The 24,797-nt window shown below is 57.8% G+C and carries 21 protein-coding genes and 1 tRNA gene; 14 read left to right on the top strand and 8 right to left on the bottom strand.

Annotation, left to right across the window (positions count from 1 at the left end; genetic code table 11):
- Positions 1-191 precede the first annotated feature (191 nt).
- The 3 genes from AC3YUO_RS09545 to AC3YUO_RS09535 all read right to left on the bottom strand — a co-directional run bounded on the left by AC3YUO_RS09545 (position 192) and on the right by AC3YUO_RS09535 (position 3,196).
- The gene (locus tag AC3YUO_RS09545; RefSeq protein WP_489962805.1) at positions 192-1,193 is read right to left on the bottom strand and encodes a deoxyguanosinetriphosphate triphosphohydrolase; all 1,002 of its coding nucleotides are present in this window, start codon (positions 1,191-1,193) and stop codon (positions 192-194) included.
- Positions 1,194-1,352: 159 nt separating this feature from the next.
- Positions 1,353-2,687: a Na+/H+ antiporter NhaC family protein gene (locus tag AC3YUO_RS09540; protein ID WP_489962804.1), complete on the bottom strand. Its 1,335-nt coding sequence runs from the start codon at positions 2,685-2,687 to the stop codon at positions 1,353-1,355.
- Positions 2,688-2,827: 140 nt separating this feature from the next.
- A complete protein-coding gene (locus AC3YUO_RS09535; protein ID WP_489962803.1) occupies positions 2,828-3,196 on the bottom strand; it encodes a desulfoferrodoxin family protein in 369 nt (122 codons plus the stop codon).
- Between the two features lie 163 nt (positions 3,197-3,359).
- On the opposite strand from AC3YUO_RS09535, the gene AC3YUO_RS09530 reads away from it, so the two are divergent.
- The 8 genes from AC3YUO_RS09530 (at position 3,360) to AC3YUO_RS09495 (ending at position 11,668) form a co-directional block, all read left to right on the top strand.
- A tRNA-Gly gene (locus AC3YUO_RS09530) sits at positions 3,360-3,433 on the top strand.
- 364 nt (positions 3,434-3,797) lie between these two features.
- Positions 3,798-4,196: a NifB/NifX family molybdenum-iron cluster-binding protein gene (locus AC3YUO_RS09525; protein ID WP_489962802.1), complete on the top strand. Its 399-nt coding sequence runs from the start codon at positions 3,798-3,800 to the stop codon at positions 4,194-4,196.
- Between the two features lie 204 nt (positions 4,197-4,400).
- Positions 4,401-5,867, top strand: a complete 1,467-nt coding sequence (locus AC3YUO_RS09520) for a sigma-54 interaction domain-containing protein (protein ID WP_489962801.1) — start codon at positions 4,401-4,403, stop codon at positions 5,865-5,867.
- A gap of 204 nt (positions 5,868-6,071) precedes the next feature.
- Positions 6,072-6,980, top strand: coding sequence for a 3-hydroxyacyl-CoA dehydrogenase family protein (locus AC3YUO_RS09515; RefSeq protein ID WP_489962800.1), 909 nt, complete (start codon positions 6,072-6,074; stop codon positions 6,978-6,980).
- Between the two features lie 18 nt (positions 6,981-6,998).
- Positions 6,999-8,201 carry an aconitase X catalytic domain-containing protein gene (locus tag AC3YUO_RS09510; RefSeq protein WP_489962799.1) on the top strand — a complete coding sequence of 401 codons (1,203 nt, stop codon included), beginning with the start codon at positions 6,999-7,001 and terminating at the stop codon, positions 8,199-8,201.
- A gap of 1 nt (position 8,202) precedes the next feature.
- Positions 8,203-8,625: an aconitase X swivel domain-containing protein gene (locus AC3YUO_RS09505; protein WP_489962798.1), complete on the top strand. Its 423-nt coding sequence runs from the start codon at positions 8,203-8,205 to the stop codon at positions 8,623-8,625.
- Positions 8,622-10,130 (top strand): HAL/PAL/TAL family ammonia-lyase, encoded by a 1,509-nt coding sequence (locus AC3YUO_RS09500; protein ID WP_489962797.1) that lies wholly within the window; start codon positions 8,622-8,624, stop codon positions 10,128-10,130. Before AC3YUO_RS09505 ends, AC3YUO_RS09500 begins: the two co-directional genes overlap by 4 nt.
- Before the next feature lie 29 nt (positions 10,131-10,159).
- A complete protein-coding gene (locus AC3YUO_RS09495) occupies positions 10,160-11,668 on the top strand; it encodes an HAL/PAL/TAL family ammonia-lyase (RefSeq protein WP_489962796.1) in 1,509 nt (502 codons plus the stop codon).
- Positions 11,669-11,749: 81 nt separating this feature from the next.
- On the opposite strand, the gene AC3YUO_RS09490 is transcribed toward AC3YUO_RS09495, so the two are convergent.
- From AC3YUO_RS09490 to AC3YUO_RS09470, 5 genes are all read right to left on the bottom strand, one after another.
- Complete coding sequence (locus AC3YUO_RS09490; RefSeq protein WP_489962795.1) at positions 11,750-12,733, bottom strand: ATP-binding protein; 984 nt, start codon at positions 12,731-12,733, stop codon at positions 11,750-11,752.
- 30 nt (positions 12,734-12,763) lie between these two features.
- Positions 12,764-14,293 (bottom strand): HAL/PAL/TAL family ammonia-lyase, encoded by a 1,530-nt coding sequence (locus AC3YUO_RS09485; protein WP_489962794.1) that lies wholly within the window; start codon positions 14,291-14,293, stop codon positions 12,764-12,766.
- Between the two features lie 22 nt (positions 14,294-14,315).
- A complete protein-coding gene (locus AC3YUO_RS09480; RefSeq protein ID WP_489962793.1) occupies positions 14,316-14,858 on the bottom strand; it encodes a hypothetical protein in 543 nt (180 codons plus the stop codon).
- Between the two features lie 101 nt (positions 14,859-14,959).
- A complete protein-coding gene (locus tag AC3YUO_RS09475; protein ID WP_489962792.1) occupies positions 14,960-16,702 on the bottom strand; it encodes a sodium:solute symporter family protein in 1,743 nt (580 codons plus the stop codon).
- Positions 16,703-17,082: 380 nt separating this feature from the next.
- The gene (locus AC3YUO_RS09470; RefSeq protein ID WP_489962791.1) at positions 17,083-18,552 is read right to left on the bottom strand and encodes a sigma-54 interaction domain-containing protein; all 1,470 of its coding nucleotides are present in this window, start codon (positions 18,550-18,552) and stop codon (positions 17,083-17,085) included.
- 532 nt (positions 18,553-19,084) lie between these two features.
- Between AC3YUO_RS09470 and AC3YUO_RS09465 the strand changes: the two genes are divergently transcribed.
- The 6 genes from AC3YUO_RS09465 (at position 19,085) to AC3YUO_RS09440 (ending at position 24,751) form a co-directional block, all read left to right on the top strand.
- Positions 19,085-19,552, top strand: coding sequence for a CBS domain-containing protein (locus AC3YUO_RS09465; protein WP_489962790.1), 468 nt, complete (start codon positions 19,085-19,087; stop codon positions 19,550-19,552).
- A 285-nt stretch (positions 19,553-19,837) separates the two neighbouring features.
- Positions 19,838-21,340 (top strand): hypothetical protein, encoded by a 1,503-nt coding sequence (locus AC3YUO_RS09460; protein WP_489962789.1) that lies wholly within the window; start codon positions 19,838-19,840, stop codon positions 21,338-21,340.
- Position 21,341: 1 nt separating this feature from the next.
- A complete protein-coding gene (locus AC3YUO_RS09455; RefSeq protein WP_489962788.1) occupies positions 21,342-23,159 on the top strand; it encodes a DUF6020 family protein in 1,818 nt (605 codons plus the stop codon).
- Entirely contained in the window at positions 23,152-24,084 is a 933-nt protein-coding gene (locus tag AC3YUO_RS09450; RefSeq protein ID WP_489962787.1) for a glycosyltransferase family 2 protein, read from the top strand. The genes AC3YUO_RS09455 and AC3YUO_RS09450 overlap by 8 nt, the downstream gene beginning before the upstream one ends.
- Positions 24,085-24,101: 17 nt before the next feature.
- A complete protein-coding gene (locus AC3YUO_RS09445; RefSeq protein ID WP_489962786.1) occupies positions 24,102-24,533 on the top strand; it encodes a GtrA family protein in 432 nt (143 codons plus the stop codon).
- An 89-nt stretch (positions 24,534-24,622) separates the two neighbouring features.
- A complete protein-coding gene (locus tag AC3YUO_RS09440) occupies positions 24,623-24,751 on the top strand; it encodes a hypothetical protein (RefSeq protein ID WP_489962785.1) in 129 nt (42 codons plus the stop codon).
- Positions 24,752-24,797: the final 46 nt, after the last annotated feature.

Here is a 24,797-nt window from a genome sequence, read left to right as displayed (position 1 = left end):
TCCTTGAACCGTTCCACAGCGAAGGGAGCGGTCATGCCGTATCCCACGGGGCGTGAGCCCCGCGGGAGCCCTTTTGATTTCAATCCTCGGGGCGGAGTGAATCCGCCCCTCCGGAATCCGCGCCTGAGGCGCGGATTTACTGCGCTTATCGCGCCGCCCCACTGTGTGGGGCCCCACATCGCCGGCCTTGCTTACTTCAGCGTCCAGCCCATGGGAATGAACAGCTCCTTGAACCGCTCCACAGCGAAGGGGTCGGTCATGCCGGCGATGTAGTCGCACACCGCCCGGTCCACGCCCTCCTCCGCCCGGATGAACTGGAAGTCGTCAGGGAGCTCGTCGGGATTGCGCTGATAGTATTCAAACAGCATACGCAGCATGTCCTGGGCCTTGCCCTCCTCCCCCTTTGCCAAGGGGTTAGTATACACGCTGGCAAACATAAATTCCTTCAGGGCCTGCATGGCCTCGCCCACCTCAGGGGACTGACGGATTTCCTTCTGTCCCTCGCTGGCCTGGATGGCATCCTGGACCAGGGTGTCAATGCGCACACCGTGGGTGAAGCCCAAAACGTTGGAGGCCTCCAGAGGGATATCGATGGGGTAGATGATGCCGCCGCGCAGGGCGTCCTCAATATCGTGGTTGATGTACGCGATATGGTCGGCCAGCCGGACCACCTGCCCCTCCAGTGTGGCGGCGGGCTCCCCTTTGGTGTGGCAGAGGATTCCGTTGCGCACCTCCCAGGTGAGGTTCAGCCCCTCCCCGTTCTTCTCCAGACGCTCCACCACCCGCACAGACTGCTGATAGTGGGCAAAGCCTCCGGGCATCAGGCTGTTCAGCGCCCGCTCTCCTGCGTGGCCGAAGGGGGTGTGGCCCAGGTCATGGCCAAGGGCAATGGCCTCGGTCAAATCCTCATTGAGCTCCAGCGCCCGGGCAATGGTCCGGGCAATACGGGTGACCTCCAGGGTATGGGTCATGCGGGTACGGTAGTGGTCGCCCTCCGGCTGAAGGAACACCTGTGTCTTGTGCTTCAGGCGCCGGAACGCCTTGGAGTAGACAATACGGTCCACGTCCCGCTGAAAGGGGGTTCGGACCGGACATTCCTCTTCCGGCCGCTGCCGCCCCCTGGACTGGGCCGATCGGCAGGCATAGGGAGACAATTGCTCCTCCCGCTTCTGCGCCCGTTCGCGCAAGGTCATGCCAACGTCCTCCTTTCTGCAGTACAAGCTACTTATCTTATACGCAATCGGCGGACAAATTCCTTCTTCCATCCAAAAAAATTTTTCTTTTTTCCGCGCAAAAGGACTGCCGCGGAACGGGACCGCGGCAGTCCTGTGGATTTGTTTCGAAAAGGGCGGTTACTTCCGGTTCTTCCGGCTGCCCAACAGCACAATGTAGACCAGCGAGCTGACCGCCAGCAGGTAGGGATAGAAGAGATTGGGAATGATCTCAAAGGCAGACACCGCGCTGCCCAGCTCCGTAGCGGTGGACACAGCGATGAGCATCTGGGCACCGTAGGGAATAATTCCCTGGAAGACGCAGGAGAAGGTATCCAGCAGGGAGGCCGACTCCTTGGGGGTAATGCCGTACTCCTGGCTGATTTCCTTGGCGATGGGGCCAGCCATCACGATAGCAACAGTGTTGTTGGCGGTGGCAATATCCATGGCACCCACCAGCAGGCCCACGCCCAGCCGTCCGCCTACACCGCCCTTGAACACCCGGCGGATAAAGGCCAGCAGAGCGGCAAAGCCGCCGTTCTCCCGAATCAGGCCGCACATGGCGGAGACCAGGATGGTAACCATAATGGTCTCAAACATACCGGAGGCGCCGGAGCCCATGCTGCTCAGCAGATTCATGGCGTCCACGGTTCCGGTGGACAGGGTGATGAGCACTCCGGAAAACACGCCTACCAGCAGCACCACGAACACGTTCAGGCCAAAAATACCGCCCACCAGTACCAGCACATAGGGGATGAGCAGCAGCAGGTTATACTCGGGAATCTGAATGTGCTCCACCCCGGCATTGAAGGAGGCCGCCAGAATCAGCACCAGCGTCACAATGGCCGCAGGCAGGGCAATCTTGAAGTTGGCACGGAACTTGTCCCGCATTTCACAGCCCTGGGTGTTGCAGGCCGCGATGGTGGTATCGGAAATAAAGGACAGGTTGTCGCCGAACATGGCGCCGCCCATCACCGATCCGATACACAGGGGCAGGGAGAAGCCGGAGACATTGGCCACTGCCACGGCAATAGGAGTAATCAAGGTGATAGTACCCACCGAGGTGCCCATGGCCACCGACACAAAGCAGGCCGCCACAAACAGTACCGCAACCGAGGCCCAGGCAGGGGTAATGGACAACAGGAAGTAAGCCACCGCTTCCGCGCTGTCACGACCCGTGACGCCCACAAACACACCGGCCACCAGGAAGATAAGAATCATGGTCATAATATTCTTATCGCCTACGCCCCGGGCCATGACCGCCAGCTTGTCATCAAAGCTCAGCTTCCAGTTCTGCAGACAGGCCACCAGCAAAGCCACCATAAACACAACAACGATGGGAATGCTGTAAAAGCCCATTTCAATTTTCAGCACATATTCAAATACAATGCCCAGCCCCAGATACAGCACCAAAAATACTAGAATGGGCAGCAGGGCTACGGGATTGCTTCGCTTCGCGCTCCCCTTGGAATCCATAACAGGATCTCCCCTTTCTTTTTAACACGAGGTCTATTTTAGGGACATTTTCCCTCCATGTCAATGTATGTTTCCGCGAAAAAGCAGAAAAAAGGCCGGCTTTTTTCCAAAGCCGGCCTTTTTTAACATTCTACTGGCGCTCAGGCTTTCCAAAGCCCATGGAGGTTGCAGTACTCATACACCGCCTTGACCTCCTCGCCCTCTGCCAGCGCAAAGCTGGCCTGGGGCGCCTGTCCGGGCTGCAGATATTTGATCTGGCTTCCCTGGTTGGTCTCAAGGGCAATCCACTGGATGAAGTGCTCCGCCAGCATGGGGTGCTCCACAGAGCCCACCTTTACGTTCACCACATTTCCAGCGGTCTCAACCACGGGAACATGCTTCTCCAGCGCGGCATCCACCGTGCCGGGAACCAACTCCGTCATCTTCTGGCCGCAGCACATCACAGGCACGCCGGTATTCTTGACCATGGTAATAATATTTCCACAATGTTCGCATACATAGAATTTCATATTATCAGTAACTCCTCTCATTACTTTTATTTTATTATACTATACCTCAGCTAAAAACGCAAGCAAATTCTTTTCGATTCCCCCCTTCTCCTCGCCTTTTTTCCTCCTATTTTTTGCTTGCAAAGCCATTTGGTTTATGGTATAGTATAAAAGCTAATCTAATGCAGGTGTAGTTCAATGGCAGAATGTCAGCTTCCCAAGCTGAACACGGGGGTTCGATTCCCCTCACCTGCTCCAGCAAAAGCCTGGAAACCCAGTATTTTCAATGGGTTTCCAGGCTTTTTTATTTGTCCGCGAAGAAAACTGAATGCCTATTTTTACTTGCTTTTTTCGTTTTTCCGGTGTTAAGGTGGTAGGATAAATTCGGAGCATTTTAAACGACAACTTTCGCCCCGCATTCCAACGTTCGGTTTCGGGAACGCACTGTCTCTCCGTGGCCCAATCCTTGAAAGATGTTTTATTGCTTTTTTATGCAAAAGGCGCTAGAATAGTTTTGGATGAACATATTTTACACGGCTCACCCACTTTCCTGCCGCAGGCGGCAGAGGTTTGATTCGATACCGCTATTATGGATTGATTGATGTTAAAAGGAGCGAGACACATGAAGATTGCGGTAACATTTGAAGACGGACAGGTTTTCCAGCACTTCGGTCACACGGAGCAATTCAAAATCTATGAGATTGCCAACGGTGCGGTGACCGGCTCCGCCGTAGTGGACACCAACGGCAGCGGCCACGGCGCTCTGGCTGGTTTTCTCCAGCAGCACGGCGTTGACACCCTGATCTGCGGCGGAATCGGAGGCGGCGCACGCACCGCTCTGGACCAGGCCGGCATTCGTCTGTACGGCGGCGTATCCGGCAGTGCGGACCAGGCTGTGGCCGACCTGCTTTCCGGCAATCTGGCCTATAACCCCGATGTCTCCTGCAGCCACCACCACGATGGTCAGGAGCACAGCTGCTCGGACCACCCCTGCGGCGAGCATACCTGCGACCATCGGTAAGCAACAACTGTTTTTGAAATCCCCCTGCACAAGCACGCTGCATTCGCTCACTGCTTGTGCGGGGGATTTTTATTTCCCGCTCGTCCCTTGGTCCGGGGCTGGCTCCGGGCTTGGGACCAGGCTCTGGAAGCTGGCGGGCAGCTCGACCTTTCCCACCATCTATGCTATACTGACCACAGAAACTGAAACAGGGAGATTCCAGCCATGACAAACGAGGAACAGCGGCATTTACAGCACCTGGAAGAGGAAAATTTCTGCCTGCGCGAGATTATCCGGCACGTCAGCGAGGGTGTAATCCTCACCGACCGCGCCTGTCAAATCACCGTTTTCAATCCGGCCAAGGAGCAGATGGAACAGATGAAGGCGGAGGATGTGCTGGGCAAAATCTCCTGGGACGCCTATTCCCACTCCAGCAAGGAGCAATCCGAGCACAAGCGGGTGTTTGATACTGGAAAGCCCATTCTCAACGCCTACCGCCCCCACGCCTACGTGGGCGATATCCCCATCTATATCCATTACAGCACCTACCCAGTTATCCGGGACGGGGAGACTCTGGGGGTCTACACCATCAGCCGCAACGAGACCATTCTGCGGGAGCTGCTGTACCAGACCATCGAGCACAAGCGCCTTCTCAACAAGGAGGACGTGAAGCGGCTGGAGCTGGTGGGCAAGGCCCCGGGCACCCACTACACCTTCTCCGATCTGGTGGGCAGCTCCCCGGCCATGAAAAGCCTGATTCGGGAGGCCCAGACGGTGGCCCCTCTGAACACGCCCGTCCTCATTACCGGGGAGACGGGCACCGGCAAGGAGGTACTGGCCCAGAGCATTCACAACTTCGGACGGGAGCGGAAAAAGTTCGTGGCCATCAACTGCGCCGCCATCCCGGAAAATCTGGTGGAAAGTGTTCTGTTCGGCACGGTAAAGGGTGCCTACACCGGCTCTGTGGACCGCAGCGGCCTGTTCCGGGAGGCCGGAGACGGCACCCTCTTTCTGGATGAAATCAACTCCATGAGTACCTTTATGCAGGCAAAGCTTCTGCGCGCCCTCCAGGAGCGCTGTGTACGCCCGGTGGGCGGCGCTAAGGAGTACCCCATCCAGTGCCGTCTGATCTGCGCCAGCAACGAGGAGCCCCAAATTCTCCTCCAGGAAAAGCGGCTGCGCAGCGACCTGTTTTACCGCATCTCCGGCTTCTGCCTCTCCATTCCTCCGCTGCGGGAGCGAAGCGGCGACACCGTGGAGCTGGCCCACCTGTTTATCAAGCTCTACAATAAGGAATTCGGCAAGCACATACAGCGGATGTCCTCTGATCTGGAGGATTGGCTGCGGGGCGGCCGCTGGCCCGGCAACATCCGGGAGCTGCAAAATGTCATTCAAAACATGATGCTTCGGGTAGGTGAAACGGAGGAGGAGCTGACCTATGCCCACATTCCCGCCTACGCCCTGGAAATTCAGCCCGCTTGCAGCGAGCCCCAGGACGCCGCTCCCCAGGAGTCGCCCCGGCAATGGGACTTGAACGGCCTGCTCCGGGACTATCAGCGCCAGCTTCTGGTCCAGGCCCTGGAGCAGAGCGGCGGGAACGTTACCCGGGCCGCAGCCAGTCTGGGCATTGGCCGGCAGAATTTGCTGGCCCGGATGAAACGGCTCTCCGTGGAAAAACCGGATCTCCAGTGAATTAAAATAAGTGTATCAAAATAGTACATCCGCATCTTTTTCGTTCATCGCACATAGTTCTTCTGTCCAGCATTGCGCTGATTTTTGATAAAATCCGTCTCCCGTCCCTTGCATATTCATTTGGCACGAAAGTTGCTTTTAATAAATGCACAGGCCCGGCTTTCCCGGCCTGTGCCAACTTTTATCTGACAGGAGAGGTGCGCTATGCCTGAACTTGACAACATTCATCGTGTAACCATTGTAGGAATTGGTACCCAGGGCTCCATGATCGCCTTCCGCAACGCGCTGTATGGCAAAACCGTGGTGGGATACAGCCGCACGGAGGCCTCGATTCAGACCTGCAAAAATAAAATTGAGAAATGGCTGGCCTATTTTATGGAAGAGGGCCGGCTGAGCCAGGAGGAGGCGGACGCGTTGCGCAGCCGCATCTCCTACGCCCGCACCCTGGAGGAGGCCTGCAAGGACGCCCAGCTGGTGGTCGAAAACGTTCCGGAAAAAATTGAGGTCAAGCAGGCTGTCTTTGAGCAGCTGGACAAGGTGTGTCCTCCCGACTGCTACCTGAACTCCAACACCTCCTCCCTCCTGATGAGCGACATCTACGCCCGGGTCTCCGACCACCGGAAGACACTGACCTTCTCCGTGGACCACGACGACCCCATCCGCAACAACTACCTGGAGATGATGTGGAACCCCAGCACCTCTGAGGAGACCAAAAAGGCTGCCATGGCCCACTACCACACCCTGGGCTTTGAGCCGGTGGTGACCGAACACGAGATCAAGGGCTACTCCATCAACCGGGTGTGGCGTGCTGTGAAGCGGGAGTGCCTCTATCTGTGGGCCAACGGCTACACCGATCCCGCTGAATTTGACCGCGGCTGGATGATCGAGTGGAACACCAACATTGGCCCCTTCAAGCTGATGGACCTCATCGGCCTGGAGACCATCTACAACATTGAAAATTCCTATTACGCCGCCAGCGGCGACGAGCGGGACAAGCCGCCGGCAAAGCTCAAGGAGATGATCGACGCCGGCCACTTGGGCATGAAGTCGGGCAGCGGATTCTACTCCGGCTACGACACCGAGGCGGGCAACCTGGCCGTCGATCACAAATAAAAAGAAGGGGCATTCATCATGGAACTGACCGCATATCAGCAGGAGATGCTGGACGGCGCCTGGGGAAAAGGCAAGTCCATGGCCATGCAGGTATTAGTGGGCATCGGCAAGTGCTTTGACGCGCCCCGTCTGGTGCCCATCACCCGGGCCCACGTGTCCCTCAGCGCCCAGGAGGCCGACCTGTGGTTCTCCGGCAAGCTGCTGGCGGCGGGGGCCAGCTGCGCGGTCCCGCCCACCGTCAATCCGGGCTACTCCCTGGACTACTTCGGCGGGCAGATCAGTGAGGCGGCTGTGGAAAATATGCGCCAGGTGGACCGGACCTACCGACAGCTGGGCGCCCGGATGACGTACAGCTGCACCCCCTATCTGGGCGACAATGTCCCAAAGTTCGGAGAAATTGTGGCCTTCTCCGAGACCAACGCCACCATTTTCGTCAACTCCGTGCTGGGAGCACGCACCAACCGGGAAAGCGCGGCCAGCGCCCTGTGCGCCGCGGTGACCGGCTTCACCCCGGAGTACGGCATGCTGCTGGAGAAAAACCGCTTTGCCACCGTGGCAGTGGAGGTTCAGGCCACCCTCCGCAGTGACTTCGACTATGCTGTTCTGGGACTGATGGGCAAAAAAATTGGCAAGGGCATCCCCGCCTTTCTGGGGCTGCCCCGGGACATCTCCACCGAGGCTCTCATTGCTCTGGGCACCCAGCTGAATGTCTCCGGCAGCTTCGACCTCTTCCACATCCCGGGCGTCACGGCGGAAGTAAGGGACATGCAGGACGCCTTCGGCGGAAAGGATCCGCAGCGCCGGGTAGTCATTACCGACGAGGACCTGGCAAAGGCCCTGGAGACTTTCTCTCCCAGCCCCTCCGGCCCCATCGAATACTGCATTCTGGGCTGCCCTCACTACACCTTTTCCCAGTTGGAGGAGGTGGCCGGACTGCTGGCCCAAAAATCCTCCCAGATCCCCATCCACATTCTCACCTCCTCCACCGTCAAGGCCAGAGCCCGGGAATGCGGGCTGGAACAGCGTCTTCTGGATCGGGGCGCCCAGCTCATCCCGGACACCTGCGTGGACGAGGCCTGCTGCTGGGGCTATCTGGCGGGTCGGCCGGGCGTGACCGATTCTCCAAAGGGGGCCTACTATATGGAGACCTCCGGCATCCAACTGGCGGTGCGGGACCGAAGCACCTGCATCCGCTGGGCGCAGAACGGGAGGGTATGCTGAGATGAATGAGACATTTTCCTGCCGGGAGATTTCCCGGGGAATTGTGGAGGGAGAGGTGCTCCTCTCTCAGGACCAGATTCTCTTTTACCACGCCGACCCGGCCACCGGGGTCATCACCGAGCGAGACCACTGTCTGGAGGGGATCAGTGTCAAGGGAAAGATCCTGGTCTTCCCCGGCGGAAAGGGCAGCTCTGTGGTCCAGATGGACGGCATGTATAAGCTGGAACAGCACGGCACCGCGCCCCTGGGGCTCATTGTCCGGGAGCCGGACACCGTGCTGGTCTCCAGCGCCATTATTATGGAGCTGCCCATGGTGGATCGGGTGGAGGAATCCTTTTATAACACCATTCAGAACGGTGACCGGATCCGGATTGACACGGAGCACCAGGTCATCCAGCTTTTGGAAAGGAGACGTGACCTTTGAATGCTGTTCGATTGACCGGACATGACCTGACGCTGCAGGACCTGTATGCTATTGCCTGTCAGGACTGTCCGGTGGAAATTGACCCTGCGGCCTATCAGCGTCTTGCTCAGGGGCGGCAGACCATGCTGAAGCTGGCCCACCAGGGCAAAGCCATTTACGGCTTTAACCGGGGTGTGGGCTGGAACAAGGACCGGGGTGTGGACGAGGACGCCCTGGAACTGGAAAACCAGAAAGTCATCCGCAGCCACGCCCTGGGACTCCCCCCTTACAACACTGTGGAAGAGGTCCGGGCCATGATGGCCATCCGGCTGAACAACCTGCTCATCGGCGCCTCCTGCTCCACCGATGAGCTGGCCAACCGCTACCAGGATTTTCTCAACCACGGCATTACGCCCCAGGTCCCCAAGCGGGGCTCCGTGGGTGAGGCAGACATCACCACCATCACCCACATGGGCATGGCCTTTGCCGGCGAGGGCATGGTCCACTACCGCGGCCAGCTGGTGGAGGCCCATCAGGCCATCGAGGCAGAGGGACTCCCCCCCTACCGCTGGGCACTGAAGGACGCCCACACCGTCATGCTCTCCAACTGCCAGGGTGAGGCCACCACCGCTCTTCTCCTCAAGGAGGCGGAGGAGCTGGTCAAGATGTCCGATCTCATCTTCTGTCTGGACTATGAGGGGTTAAACGGCAACATTGAGGCCATGGGCGAGGAAGTAAACCGGCTGCGCGGCCTGCCCGGCCAGATGGAGTGCGCCGCCCGGTGCCGCCGTTATCTGGAGGGCAGCTACCTCTACGAGGATCACCCTGACCGTGCTCTCCAGGATCCCCTCACCTTCCGGGGCGGTTTCACCATCACGGGTACGGTGATGGATGCCATTCACTACATTCAGGACTATCTGAGCATCCAGCTCAACTCCCCCTCGGACAACCCCTGCATCATGCCGGGCACGGAGCAGTTGTACGTCAACTCCAACTTTGAGACCACCACCCTGTCCGTGGGCGTGGAAATGCTGGCCATTGCCCTGGGCCACCTGGCCCGTTCCATCAATTACCGCATGATTAAGATGAGCGGTCCCCAGTTTACCGGCCTGACCCGCTTCCTGGCCCCCCGGGACGGGAAGGCTCTGGGCTACGCCCAGGTGCAGGATACCTTCTCCGCCCTGGACGCGGAAAACCGTCTGCTGATTAATCCCTCCTCCGTGGATTTCTTCTCCATCGAGGGAGACATTGAGGACCACGCCAGCAACCTGCCTCTGGCCGCCGCCAAGGCCCTCCGGCTGGTGGACAACCTGCGCTATCTGGTGGGTATGGAGGCGCTGTACGCCGCCCAGGCCGTGGATCTGCGGGACAACGTCCATCTGAGCAAGTGCACCCAGATCGCCTATGATGTCATCCGGGAAAAGATTCCCACCCTGGACGAGCCGCGGAGCATCAGCGGCGACATCTTGAAGGCCTATGACTTAATCCGCTCCGGCGTGCTTCTGGAACGTATTCCTTCGGTATGACGGTCCATCCGGTAAAAGGAGAATGAACTATGGAAACACTTGTACTGAACGGCAGCAATCTGACCCTGGAGGCGCTGCACGATGTGGCCTGTAACGGCCGCCCCGTGGAGATTGCCCCCGAGGCTTACGCCCGGCTGGCTCACGGCCGCCAGGTGATGCAGGATCTGGCCCGGGGCGGCAAGGCCATCTACGGTTTTAACCGCGGTGTGGGCTGGAACAAGGACCAGGACATCGACGAGGGCTACTTTGAGACTCAGAATCTGAAAATCATTCGCAGCCACACCCTGGGCATGGAGCCCTACAACACCGACGAAGAGGTCCGGGCCATGATGGCCATCCGGCTGAACAACATGCTCATTGGCGCCTCCTGCGCCTCGGACGATTTGGCCCACAGCTACCGGGACTTTCTGAACCACGGCCTCATCCCCCGGGTACCCCGGCGGGGCTCGGTAGGCGAGGCGGACATCACCACCATCTCCCACATGGGCCTCGCCTTTATCGGCGAGGGTGAGGTGAGCTACAAGGGGGAACTGGTTCCCACCCGCCAGGCCATGGAGGCTGAGGGGCTCAAGCCCCTGCACCTGACACTGAAGGACGCCCACACTATTATTCTCTCCAACTGTCAGGGCGAGGCCATGGCCGCATCCCTGGTCTGGCAGGTGGAGCAGCTGGTAAAGATGTCCGACCTTATCTTCTGTCTGGATTATGAGGGACTCAACGGCAACATTGAGGCCATGGGCGAGGAAGTGAACAAGCTGCGCGGCCTGCCCGGCCAGATGGAGTGCGCCGCCCGGTGCCGCCGCTATCTGGAGGGCAGCTACCTCCACGAGGACCACCCCGACCGTGCCCTTCAGGATCCCCTGTCCTTCCGGGGCGGCTTCACCATCACCGGTACGGTGGTGGACGCCCTCAACTTCGTCAAACGCATCCTCAGCATCCAGCTCAATTCCCCCTCGGACAACCCCTGCATCATCCCCGGGACGAACCATCTGTATGTAAACTCCAACTTTGAGACCACCTCCCTGGCGGTAGGTGTGGAGATGCTCTCCATCGCCCTGGGACACCTTTCCCGGACCGTCAACTACCGCCTGGTCAAGATGGGTTCTCCGGAGTTCACCGGCCTGACCCGCTTCCTGGCTCCCCGGGACGGCAGCGCCCACGGCTATTCCACCATTCAAAACACCTACTCCGCCATCGATGCGGAAAACCGCAGTCTTATCAATCCCTCCTCTGTGGACTTTTACCACATGCAGGGCGGCATTGAGGATCACGCCAGCAACCTGCCCCTGGTGGCCTCCAGAAGCCTGCAGATTGTGGACAACCTGCGCTATCTGGTGGGCATGGAGGCTCTGACCGCCGCTCAGGCTGTGGATCTGCGGGACAACATTCACCTGGGCAAGTACACCCAGATCGCCTACGACACCATCCGCGAGGTCATCCCCACCCTCTCCAGCGGCCGGAACGTCTTCGAGGATATCCGGGACGCCTATGAGCTCGTTCGCTCCGGGCGGCTGCTGGATCGCATCGGAGAAGTCTGAATACTCTGAAACGTCAAAAAAGTCCGTCCATTCTTTGGAATGGACGGACTTTTTTGTTCGGAATCAGGCGATAATCCGGTTTTACTTCAGCGGGGTACGGGTGATGGCACCCTTGGGGCAGTTATTTGTACAGACGGTGCAGCCCCAGCACTTGGTCGGGTCAAAGGAGACCTTCTTGTCCTCCCCCATGGTAAAGGCCTGGAAGTTACAGACCTGAGTGCAGCGTCCGCAGTTGATGCAGCGGCTCTCATCCCAGTGGAGCTGCCAGTAGGCTCTGGGGTACTTCCCCTGGGAGCCCAGCTTTTTGGCCATCTGGATGGGGTAGCAGGAGGGGCAATCACAGTTGCAGAAGCCGCCCTCCTCCTCAGGCTTGCCGTTGGGCATCAGGCCGCGCTTGTTCCACTCATGGAGCAGCTCCACAGCCTGCTCAGCGGTAATCCGCTGGCCATGGCCCCGGTCCCAAGCGGAATTATCATCGTGGCGGAAGTGAATACACACATCCCGGGGCTTATCGGTCAGGTCCATCATGTACTTGCAGTTGCAGGGGACACGGCAGATGAAGTCCTGCTTCATAACTGCCTCGCAGGCCTCGTCCAGGGTCATAAAGTCTCCATCGTGCATGAAGACGTCCTCACCCCGCATTTTGGCCTTGACCACATCCTCATACTGAGACATATACACTTCCAGATCCCACTGGTTCAGCAGCTCCCGGCGAGCCCGGGGAATCCGGACATACTCTTCATACTCAAACTGGGCATAGTAGGGGAAGCGGCTGTAAAAATCGGTCACCTGGTACTGCAGGCCGCCGTTCTCATCCCGCACCTTGCACAGCACGGCCCGGGAATAGGCAGAGGCAATGAGTGCCTCGGGGCAACGGGCCAGCCCGGCCTCCCCAATCCGCTGTTCCAGCTCCTTTTCCGGGATACACGCCTTTTCCATCAGCAGGATCAGCTTGAGCTCCTGCTGGGAGAGCATCTTCAGGGCCTCCGGCCGAAACTGCACCGGCGTGTCAAACAGGTCCAGGGCCTTGTTCTTTTCCTCCATTGTCAGCTGCTTCAGTTCCATTTGGGAATCCTCCTCCATATTCCTTCCTGATTAAAATTCCAGCGTTCCTACTTCCTGTTCCACGGCCCGGATATAGGCCCGGTCCATGACCTGCGCGGCCACCGCCTCGATGAGGGGCTCCAGCGCGGCATCGTTCTCCAGCTCCGGCACCTTCGTACGCAGCAGCCGGTAGACTGCTCCGGTGGCACTGGAGCAGCTCCGGTCCTCATAGCAATCCAGAGCCTGGCCGTCACAGATGAGCTCAATGGCCAGAATATACTTGGCCAATCCAATGGCATCGTAGGCCTTTTTGGCCGCATTGTAGCCCATGTTGATGTAGTCCTCCTGATTGGCACAGGTGGTCAGATTGTCCACCACCGCGGGGTGAGAGAGCACACGCAGCTCTCCCATGAGGCCGGCGGCGGTGTACTGAATCATCATGAGGCCGTCATTGTACTCCGCGTTTTTGTTGAGGAAAGCGGGCAGCTCACTGACCAGACGGTTGAGCATGCGGTCAATGCGGCTGGAGGACATCTTGCACAGGTCAGTCACCGCAATGGTCAGCAGGTCCGAGGCAATGCCCATGTAACTGCCGTCGGCATTGCAGCCCATCAGCGCCTCAGCACTGCCGTCCTCCTCTTCAAAAATCAACGGATTATCCACCGCGGACTGCAGCTCCACCGCCAGGGTGTCCAAGCCAAAGCGGATGGACTGCTTCACTGCTCCGTGGAGCTGAGGCATGCACCGGATGGACAGGGCATCCTGGACCCGGTACCCTCTGTACTTCTCCACGATAGGGCTGTCCCGCAGGATATTGCGGATATTGGCCGCCGTGTTTCCCTGGTCCCGGTGTGGCCGGACGTCCATGATTTTCTTATCCATGGCCATCAGGGTCCCCTTCAGCACCTCCAGGGAGAAGGCTCCGGCAATGTCCGCCGTGAGGGCCAGCGTCACTGCGTCATAGAGAGCCAGCGCAGAAAAGGCGGTCACTGAGGTGGTACCGGACACCATGGTCAGTCCCTCCTTGGACCCCAGGACGGTGGGCTCCAGGCCGGCGCGGGCCAGCGCCTCACCTCCTGGGAGCAGCTCGCCCTGATACCAGGCCTTCCCCTCCCCGATGAGCACCATACCCACATGGGCCTCCAGGGAGATGTAGCCCACAGACCCATGTCCGGGTACGCGTGGGGTCACGCCCCGGTTGAGCATCTGGCGAATGAGCTCCAGGGTCTCCAGGCGGATCCCTGTATAGCCGCAGCCGAAATGGACCAGCATGATGAACATGATGGCCCGCACACACTCCTCCGGGATGGGCTCACCCACCGCGCAGGTGTGGGCTAAAATGTGGTTGCGCTGGATTTTCACCCGGTCCTCCTCAGGGATAAATTTTCTCCAGTTATCCCCCAGGCCGGTGGTCAGGCCGTAGATGGCCTTTCCTTCCCGGCTGAATTGATCCACATGGGCCCGGCAGCGCTTAACCCGCTCTTCGTAGGCAGGGGAAAAGGTCACCGCAGCATGCTGTCTGGCCACCCGGACAACATCCTCCAGTGTAACGGTACCGCCTAAAACAACCGTCTGCTCCATACTCTTTCTCCTTTCCCAGGTATTACAGAGCCCGCTCCACCCGGTTTCCGTCTGCCGGAATGGGGAGATAGCGCACCCGTGTCCCCATTTTCAGCTCGCCGTAAAAAGCGATGTAATAGGGGCGGTAGATGGATCGCATCTGGTAGAGCTCCGCCTTGGGCACCTGCCCAATTTGCCGCCGGACCATCCGCACCGCCATACGCTTGGCCGTCTGGATGATCTCCTCGTCCGAATAGGTGGTTTTCTGAATGGCCTCGGAATCCTCAATTTCAATTTCCCGGGTATTGATGGGCTCCCCGGCATAGCTGGCCGTGCAGCGGGTCCCTTCCACAATCATCCGGATTTTCTGTGAGGGGCGCTTGGAGCCGGTTTTACCCAGCCAGCGCATCAGAGGTGCCGGCTGATAGTCCAGATTAAAAATGACCTCCCGGTTTTCCAGATACCAAAGCTGCAGGGTAATGTCCTTCTTTCCAAACATCGCCTTGCCGATGATATTTCCTCCGCCCCGGGCGACTTTCATTGCCTCTTCCTCCGACATGGTGATCGGAGTCACCTCAATTCGCATGGTACGTCCCTTCCTTTCCCAGGTGTTTGCTGAACATGATTGAAATGGGCTAGGCAAAACCTGCCGGCTCTGCCTAGCCCCGATTTGTGCTTTAACTGAGCTTACTTATGATGCTGCTTGCCAGCATGCTTACCGAAGGTGAACACCTCGGTCAGATAGCGGATGAAGATACCGGTGGTCATCAGAGCCGCCACGGCCGGAGCAAAAATGCCAACGGGCCAATCGGTGCGGGTAATAATACCCCAGCTGATGACAATGGAAAGGCAGGCATACAGCAGGCACAGAGCACCATCGATACCGAACCACTCCACCTTGACCATCTTCTTGATCTCAGCCTCAGCCTTGACCAGAGCCTCCTCACGAGCCTTGCTGTCCAGCTTGGACAGGTCAATGCCCAGACCGGGAATCTCATCGAAGCCGCGGGCCAGCTCATGACCGAACTGGTTACCGATGAGGTAGGCCACCAGGGACAGGGGCAGAGCGATAAGCACGGGATCCAGCTGGCCGCCCAGCACCTCGACGCTGACCGGCTTGAAGTAGAACCACACCCAGGACACAGCGCCCACCACCATGCTGGCCACACCGGCCACATTGGTCTTCTTGCCGTTATACATAATGGCAAGAAGTACGGGCCAGAACAGCACGGACATACCCAGGGAGCTCAGGAAGATAACTGCGTCGTACACCAGGGGGAACTGGAACGCAGAGGCCAGGCCGATGGCAGCGAACACTACGCAGCAGACGCGGGTCGTATTGATGGACCAGCGGTCGGTCAGCGGCTTCTTGCGCAGAACAGCGATAATGTCGTTGGCTACAATCTCGCCGCCAATCAGATAGTAGGAGTCGATGGTAGAGATGATAGCGCCCATCATACCCAGGATGAACAGGCCGCGGGCCACGGGAGGCAGATAGCTGAGAACCAGCTGGATGTAAGCAACCTCGGGCTGAACGGTCATGGCGGGATCCAGAGCGCGCAGGATGATGCCGGTGAAGATCAGGCACACGTCCATGGTCAGCCAGATGGAGAAGCAGGTCAGCATGGCCCGCTTGCCGGTCTTGGGACCGTTGGAAGCGCTGAACCGCTGATAGAAAGCGGGGTCCTTATACATGTTGACACACAGCAGAATCAGCACGATTGCTTTTCCAATGGGAGTGCCGCCCAGAGGGGTCATCAGAGAGGGGTCCACAGGGTTCAGAGCAGCGTCCAGACCAGCCAGACCGCCCACGCTGAAGAAAGCGGTGGGGAACACCAGGGCCACGGAGTTGATCATCAGGAAGAAGAAAATCATATCCGTAACCGCCACGCCCATCAGGCCGCCCATGCAGGCCAGAGCGGAGGAAATGGCCAAAACAATAATGGCCACCACAAACTTGTTGGCGCCCCAAGCCGCCTCGCCCACGTAACCGGCACAGGCAATCTCGGAAATGGACAGGCTGCCGATAACCAGGACAATAGCGCCCAGGAAAGAGGCAAACTTACCATAGAACCGATTGAGCAGCTCGGTCATGGTGGTGTTAACCTTCACGGAGATACGGGGGGCTACCCACAGAGCCAGGGGGAACCGGCTCAGGTGCGCGCCGATAGACCAGATGAAGAAAGCGGAGATACCCATGGTACCGGTGTATCCTACGGTACCGATGGTGCCGTTGCCGCCGTACCAGGAAGCGGCGATGGTGCCTACTGCCAAAGACCAGGGCAGAGACTTATTGGCGTGGTAGTAGGCATCCATGTTCTGGGCCTTTTTACCCAGCTGGCGGCTGACGTAAAAGATAACAATCAGCGCAACCACAATCGTAAGGTTGTCGATCCAAGTTAAGTACTGTATGGGTGGTAATCCTGTCATAAATTTCTTCCCTCCTAAAATATTGCACGTAACTCACACACTTGCGCCTGTAAAACACCTCTTTTCCATTGGTAATCACAGCCTATTATTACTCCAAAACCAAACCGGTTTCAGGCTATGAACGCTTTCATGCTTCCACTGTGCAGCACTGCATCTCGCAAAAGCAATTTGGGCAAAAAAACACATCCTCTCACCTTTGCCCCCAAACACACTGTCTTTTTTATACCAGCAATTTTAATGCCAACTGCTCTCTCATAAAACGATGCGAAAACGGTTCCATTCTTCGTGGTTTTTCTTCTTTGCAGTACAATAAGAAACCATGCGTCAAATTTATGTGCAAGTTTTTCTTGCTATTAGAACGAAAACCTTGCATTCAGCATCTATAAAGGCGTCTCTCCCAGCTCCAACCGTTTCATCCGCTGAGATAAATTTTGACGCTGAAGCCCTAAATCTCTGGCTGTCTGGGAAATATTCCCGTTATTTCGCTCCAGGCGGTAGGAAATGATCTCTGTCTGAATCTGCCGCAAGGTCGCCTGAAGGTCCGTTGTCTCCAGATAAGACGATTCCGGGCGCACTGCCGTATGTTCCAGACCAAGAAGACTCTCAATGTCCTTCTGCAGATCCAGTTCTGACTCCACCTCGGGCACCCGCAGCATGAGGCTGCGCATCACCCGCTCCAGTTCCCGGGTATTCCCTTTCCAGCTGCCGGCCTGCAGCCGATCCTGCAGCCTGTCCGACATTCCGGTTATATTCTTATGGAATTCCCGATTATACTGACAGATAAATCGCTTCGCCAGTTCCAGAATATCTTCCCTCCGCTCTCGAAGCGGCGGAATTGCCAGAATAAAATCAGAAATGCGGTAAAACAAGTCCTGCCGCATCAGCTTGCCTTGTAAAAGCTCCCGAGCCGATTCATTGCTGGCGCAAATCAGCCGGCATCGGATGGGATACTCCTCCATGCTTCCCACCGGACGAACACAGCGCTCCTGCAATGCCCGGAGCAGCTTGGCCTGCATGGCCGTGCTCATGGAGTTGATTTCGTCCAGGAACAGTGTCCCGTCTTCCGCGGCCCGCAGCAGCCCCTGACTGTCCACCGCACCGGTGAACGCCCCCTTGACGCTGCCGAACATCGTGCTCTCCATCAGCGTGTCGGGGATAGCGGCACAATTGACTGCCACAAAGCGCTTGTCTTCCCGTCCAAAATTGTGGATGCTCTGAGCCAGAACCTCTTTTCCGGTTCCCGTCTCTCCTGTGATCAGTATCGAGGCATCCAGCCCAGCAATGGTCTGGGCATCCCGAATGATCTGCTTGATTTGCGGTGAGCAGCCCACAAAATTTTCAAAGGTAAACTTTGTGCCTTTGGCCAGCGTACGTTCCTCTTCCGTCTCTTCTTCCGCTCTGTATAAGCTCCGTTTGTGCTCGATGGTCTCATACAGCAGCTCCCGAAGGAGTGTTTCGTTCCGGCTGACGGTATAAACACCCAGCACCTTGCCGTCCCGTATGACAGGATACGTACTATAATAGATGTAGATGGGAACTTCTCCCACATAGGCGTGGGGGCGGTACGCGTTCAAAATGGGCACCCCGGTATCAAAGACCTGCTGATGCTCCGAAATCTCCCGGTTCGAATGGGAATAGGCCTCCCAGGAAATCTTGCCCAGCACGTCTTCTGCCTTCATCTGCTCCATCTTTTCCTTTGCAGGATTAAAGACGGTGATCCGGCAGTCCTGATCGGTCAGGATGACCCCCTCACTGACATGGCGGATAATGGCTTCCAGACAACATACACGATCTTCCAGTTCCCGGATTCGCTCTTCTGCCGTGCCCGACATCTGTATCGCTCCATCCATGTCGTAATGATGTATTTTATTGTACCACAAAACTGCTGCTGCGCAAATAGCGAAGGATCAGAATTTTCACTCCGGACCTATTGCTGACAAAGACGGCTTCACATGCTGTCGAAACATTCATTTTTTTGCATGCTCCGTACAAAGGCGTTATCGGTATAAGCAGACATTTCTCAGTCTTTCGGACCAGGATTCCCTTCCTTTGGACGAATTTCCGCAACCACGTCATTATAACAAATGGTGGATTTTTATGCAACCTAAAATTCTTTTTTCTTTTCTAACTCCACAGGCAAAGCGTGATATTAACGTGTTATTTCTCTGCATGGGCGTTGCTGTTACTGTGCTTTCCATCCCCCCATACACTCATTTCATGTGCATTTTTGAGAGGCAGGCGGAAATTTTCTATTTCTGCCAATCAATTATTTTCTTTACAAATTATTTATAGATCCTTCCTCCCATCTGTGGTATCTTCATAATAGTTAAGAAATGCCTACATTTTTCTCCATAACACACTCGGAGAAAGGAGATATCGCCCGTGAATGTCATCTCTCTGCTCACCCCAAAGGCCCAGGTTGCCTACCTATATGAGGATTTCACCATCCGTCAGGGTCTGGAAAAACTGCGGGCCCATGGCTACACAGCTATTCCCGTTCTTGCCCGTGACGGACAGTATGTGGGCACAGTCAGCGAAGGAGACTTTTTGTGGCACATTCTGGACGCAAAGGATAACAGTCTGCGGACGCAGGAAAAGCTTCCCCTGTCCCAGGTACTGCGCCCAAATTTTAATCCTGCCGTTCGAATTGATGTAACGCTCTCCCAGCTTCTGGAGCGCTCCATGCAGCAGAGCTTTATCCCTGTGGTGGATGACCGAGGCGCTTTTGTGGGCATTGTCACCCGGCAAAATATTATCCGCCGCCTCACGATTCCCAACGTGGATGACCATGGTGAAGCGGAGACTATGTATGCAGCCCGGCCCGTTTCTGTCTCCCGGCCCACCTGCTGACCTTTGTCCATACCATTTTTCTTTTCTCCCGTTGTGTCTATAATCAAAAGACGCCGGCCATGGTTTCAGGCCGGTGTTTTTTGACTATTACCTTAAATTCTCTTTATTTTCATTCCTTCTGAGTCGGACCGGCAGTCTGTGCGTCTGCCGGTCCTTTCTCGTGCCCCTCTTGCCTTTTTTCAGGGCGTATAGTAGAATAAGGCGATGAGACAGAGCGTTTTTCCTGATTTCCATTCGAAAAACGCTCTTTTTCGCTTGTCCATTCCCGTTTCAGAAGGTGACCCAATGCCACTGAACAAAAGACGAATCTCTCCCTGGAATGCGGCCCTGCTGCTGGCAGTGCTGGTACTGGCTGCTCTGTTCATTCTGGAGTCGGACGACTGCTACTTCTTTTACTGGAAGTATGACAGCCTTCTGGACTTTCTCCTCACCCAGCCCGACACCACCCACGCCAAAATTGTCAGTGTCCCCCAGAACGGGCGCTACCTGGGCAATCTTATTGGCGTGTGTCTGGCCAAATGCTTCGAGTCTCCCCTGTTCCCCCTGCGGATAGTCTACTTCGCCGGGGGGTTATTCCTGCTGTCCTGGGGCGGTGCGTGTACTCTGGCCCGCCCGGAACGGAAGCGGGAAGCCTTCTTTTTCCTGCTGTCCATGCTTCTGCTGGCCCACCGCGGGATCTGGCAGGAGGTATACAGCTGGGGAGCCGCCTATGTCAACTACCTCACCCCCATGGCAGGGTTGTGTTGTCTGCCCATCCTGCTGCGCCGGGCTGAGAAGTCGGAACGCCCCGGAGGGTGGTACGCTCTTTTGCTGCTGGTAAGCTTTGTCTGCTGTCTTTTCATGGAGACGGTAACGCTCTTTCTCCTGGCCGCCGCCTCCTTGGCTCTGCTGGAGCAGCTGTGGAAGCTGCGCCGCCTGCCTGCCCCCTTCCTGTGGCTCTGGCTGGGCGCCGTTGCGGGCGCAGCGGTCATGTTTACCGCCCCGGGCTACGGAGCGGTGGGCTCCGACGGCCTTCGTCAGGCCGGGCTGGGACTGATGTACGAAAACTTTCTCTCCATCTTCATCGGCACCGTGGTGCGTCCCGCCATCCCCGCCCTCATCATCACCGGCTTTCTTCTGTGGCATCTGCGCCGCCAGGGCTGCCGCTGGTGGAAGCTGTGTGCCCTGGCGGCGGTGCCCATCCACCTGGTGTGTCTGGCGGAGTGGTGCAAGGACCTGGCCGACCCGGGCAACCTGCTGCTGCCTGATCCCTCTCTCCGCCTGGCTCTGGTCGGAATGGCTCTGGCCGCCCTGTGGCTTTTCATGGTTCTCCTGTGGCGCGGCAGGCAGGCAAAGCAGACCATTCTGCGGCTCATTCTGGCTCTCTGTCTGTTCAGCGCCCCCCTGCTGGTGGTCTCCATCGGGGGCAACCGCAACTTTCTGCCTGGCTTTGTGGTCCTGTGCCTTGTGTGCCTGGTGCTCTACGACAGCGCCCGGGATGCCGGACTGAAGCTTCTCCGCTGGCCCCGTGCCCTGGCCCTGCTGGCCTGCTGCGCCCTGATCGTTGTGTATGGCGTCAACTGCCGCGTCTATTATCAGCGCATGGCCTACGCCCGGGAGCAGGTGGCCGCCGGAGCGGAACAGATTACCCTCCCTCTGCTCCCCTTCGCCGGGTTTGCCCGGAATGAACAGGAGTGGAAGGGCGACCTCTCCTATCAAATCTATCGCGAGACCCCCTGGGATGTGGGCTTTACCTTTATATCCTACGAGAAATGGGCCCAGTCGGGGCAGCGCTTAGGAGGCGATTGAATTGAAGGGCAAACTTGATACTCCTCCTCTTCTCTGGGGTCGGGTGGTCCTGTACGCCCTGCTCACCAGCTTTGCCTTGTCCGTGCAGATCACCATGCCAGGCAGCTACGATTCCCTCGCCTTTGCGGATCGCGTGGGACAGCTGGTACAGGGCAGCGGCGCGGTCTATCTGGTGCTGGTCCTGGCCCTGATCTTTTACTATCAGCGCCTGCTCCCTCTGACCCGCCCCTTCCTGCCCAGCGCCGCTCTGGTGTCCCTGTTCTTTGCCCTGTGCCTGCTCTTCGGTCAGAGCTTTGAGGCCACGGACAGCTGGGCTCCTGTGTTGGGAAGCCCCCTGCGCATTGCGATGTCCTTTGTCCGGACTGTGGGATACGCCCTGTTCTTCCTCCCCCTGCTGTCCGCTCTCTTCCACTGGCTGGACCGGCGTGCCAAGACTGCCCCGTCCGCTCCCCTCACCCGAAACGGACAGCTGCGTTTCTTTTTCCTGTGCTTCGGCCTTATTCTGCTGTTCTGGCTGCCCTATCTGCTGCTGTGTTACCCCGGCAGTGTCACCTATGACGGCATGTACCAGATGGAGCAGTACTTCGGACTGACTGAGGCCACCAACCACCACCCCTGGCTGTCCACTCTGCTTATGGGCTGGATTGTAAGCCTGGGTGGGGACAACCTGTCTCTGGGTGTCTTCCTCTATATACTTTTCCAGAGCCTGGTGTGCGCCGCCGCCCTGGCCGGGGTGTGCTGGCAGGTGCGGGTCTTGGCTGGCCGGGTGCCCGCCTGGCTGTCTCTGGCCTTCTTCGCCCTGGTGCCCAACTTCGGAGGCTACGCCCAGATGTTCGTAAAGGACACCCTGTTTTTCGGTGTGTTCGCCGCCTTCTTCCTGTGTGTGGTTCTCTTTTTAAAGGTCCGGGGAAAGGCTGGGCCGCTGCTGTGGGCAGGCCTGCTGCTCACGGGGCTGTTGTGTGCCCTGCTGCGCAACAACGGACTCTACATTGTGGTGCCCACTCTGTTTCTGCTGATTCCCGCCGCCCGTACCCTCTCCGCCCGCCTGGGCGCCGCCGGAATCGGTGCAGGAATCATGATCGTCTATCTGTGCTTCAACCAGGTTTTGCTCCCCGCCTGGGGCGTGGCTCCCGGCTCGGTGCGGGAGGTGCTGAGCCTCCCCTTCCAGCAGACGGCCCGCTACGTTCAGGTCTGCGGTGACACCCTGACGGAGGAGGAAATTGCCGTCATTGACAGCGTTCTGGACTACGAAACCCTGGTCACTTCCTACGACCCCCGGGTGTCCGACCCGGTGAAAAACACCTACCACGGGGACAGCGAAGCGCTGAAGGAGTACCTGGGACTTTGGCTGCGCCAGGGACTGCGCCGCCCGGATATCTATCTGGAGGCCACCCTCAACAGCATGTTCGGCTATTTTCTTCCCGGATACCGCTACGGGCCCTTCGGCGGCAACTACTTCTTCATGCAGGAATCCAGCCATGGGCTGGAGGTGGAATTCGCCCGCCCCAACGCCCCTCAGCTGGCCGACGCCTTCAGCCGGCTCTGGAGCCAGGCTCCGGGACTTGGGCTGCTCAACGCCCCGGGCACCTTCTCCTGGCTGCTGGTGCTGGCCTCCGTGGCCCTGCTGCGCCGGCGAAAGGGAGTCGCTCTCATCGCCTGTCTCCCCCTGTGGCTGGCTCTGGGCATCTGCTGCGTCTCCCCGGTCAACGCCCTGGTGCGCTACATGCTGCCCATTATGGCCGCCACTCCCCTGCTGCTGGCCTACACGTTCTCTGCGCTGGGGAACCATGACAAAGGAGGTACGCTCTCCCATGGATAAAATTGCCGTACTCATTCCCTGCTACAACGAGGCTGCCACTATTGAAAAGGTGGTGCGGGATTTCCGCGCCGCCCTTCCCGAGGCGGTCATCTACGTCTACGACAACAACTCCACCGACCACACTGATGAGATTGCCCGGGCGGCGGGGGCCGTGGTGCGCTACGAGCGCCGCCAGGGCAAGGGCAACGTCATGCGCACCATGTTCCGGGACATTGAAGCACAGTGCTACCTCATGGCCGACGGGGATGACACCTACCCCGCCCAATACGCTCCCCAGATGGTCCGCGCCGTGTTGGAGGATGGGGCCGACATGGTCATCGGCGACCGGCTGTCCTCCACCTACTTTACCGAGAACAAGCGCCCCTTCCACAATGTGGGCAACGTGCTGGTGCGCAAGCTGGTCAACTACTTCTTCAAAGGAAACATCCAGGACATCATGACCGGCTACCGTGCCTTCAGTCGCCTGTTTGTGAAGACCTACCCGGTGCTGTCCAAAGGCTTTGAGATCGAGACGGAGATGTCCATCCACGCCCTGGACAAAAACTTCCGTCTGGTCAACATCCCCGTGGACTACCGGGACCGCCCCGCGGGGAGCGAGTCCAAGCTGAACACCTACTCCGACGGGGCCAAGGTATTGGCCACTATCTTCCGTCTGGTGAAGGACTATAAGCCCCTGGTGTTTTTCTCCACCGTGGCCCTGCTGCTGGCCGCCGTGGCTCTCATTCTTTTTGTTCCCGTCTTTTGGGACTATCTGGAGACCGGCCTGGTCCCCCGGTTCCCCACTCTCATTGTGGCGTGCTTCCTGTTCCTGGGGGGACTGCTCACCTTCTGCTGTGGGCTTATTCTGGACACTGTCATCAAAAAGGACCGGCAGAACTTTGAGCTGTGGCTCAATCTGTTCCGGGCTACGGAAGAAAAATCATGAAAAAAATTGTGCCATTTTTGAAACAGCTGGTTCGGGACCCCAGCCTGTACTCCTTTCTGCTCATCGGGCTGGGCAACACGGCCATCAGCCTGGCACTGCAGTTTCTCTTTTACTCCCACCTCCACTGGGGCTACTGGCCCTCCAGCGCGCTGGCCTTTTTCTTGGCCAGCATCTCCAGCTTCTGCCTCAACCGGCGGTACAGCTTCCACAGCCAGGGCAACGTTTGGGTGGACGCCCTGCGCTTTTCCATCAACATCGCCGTGTGCTACCTCATCGCCTACGGCATCGCCCAGCCCCTGACCAACTGGATTGTTCCGCTGCTGGGATGGCCGTTTCTGGTTCGCTGGCAGGGTGAGCTGTCCCTGCTGGCCGGCAACGGGCTTTTTACCTGTCTCAATTATTTTGGCCAGCGCTTCTTTGCGTTTCCCAACCAAAGGAAATCTGCCTGAGAAGAACCTGTTTTTGTTTTCCATTTCATGTATAGTTCTCCGGTTTGGGGGTATGCTACCAATACCCTCAAGGAAAGGAGGTCTGCAGCATGAGTTCCAATCGGCAAAACACCCCCAGCAGCCAGAATCCTTCTGACCCTCAGGCTTCCAAGAATCAGCAGCGGAGCCAGAAGAATCAGAAGGGCCAGAAGATGTCTTCCAGCCAGACTGAGCGCTGACATCCCCCAAGCCATCCAAGTCTTCCATCCCTCTCCAACCATGCCC

The organism is Pseudoflavonifractor sp. HNCC25GI2 (assembly GCF_058136395.1).
Note: the sequence above shows the minus strand (reverse complement) of the source record. Positions and strands in the feature narration are given on the sequence as shown.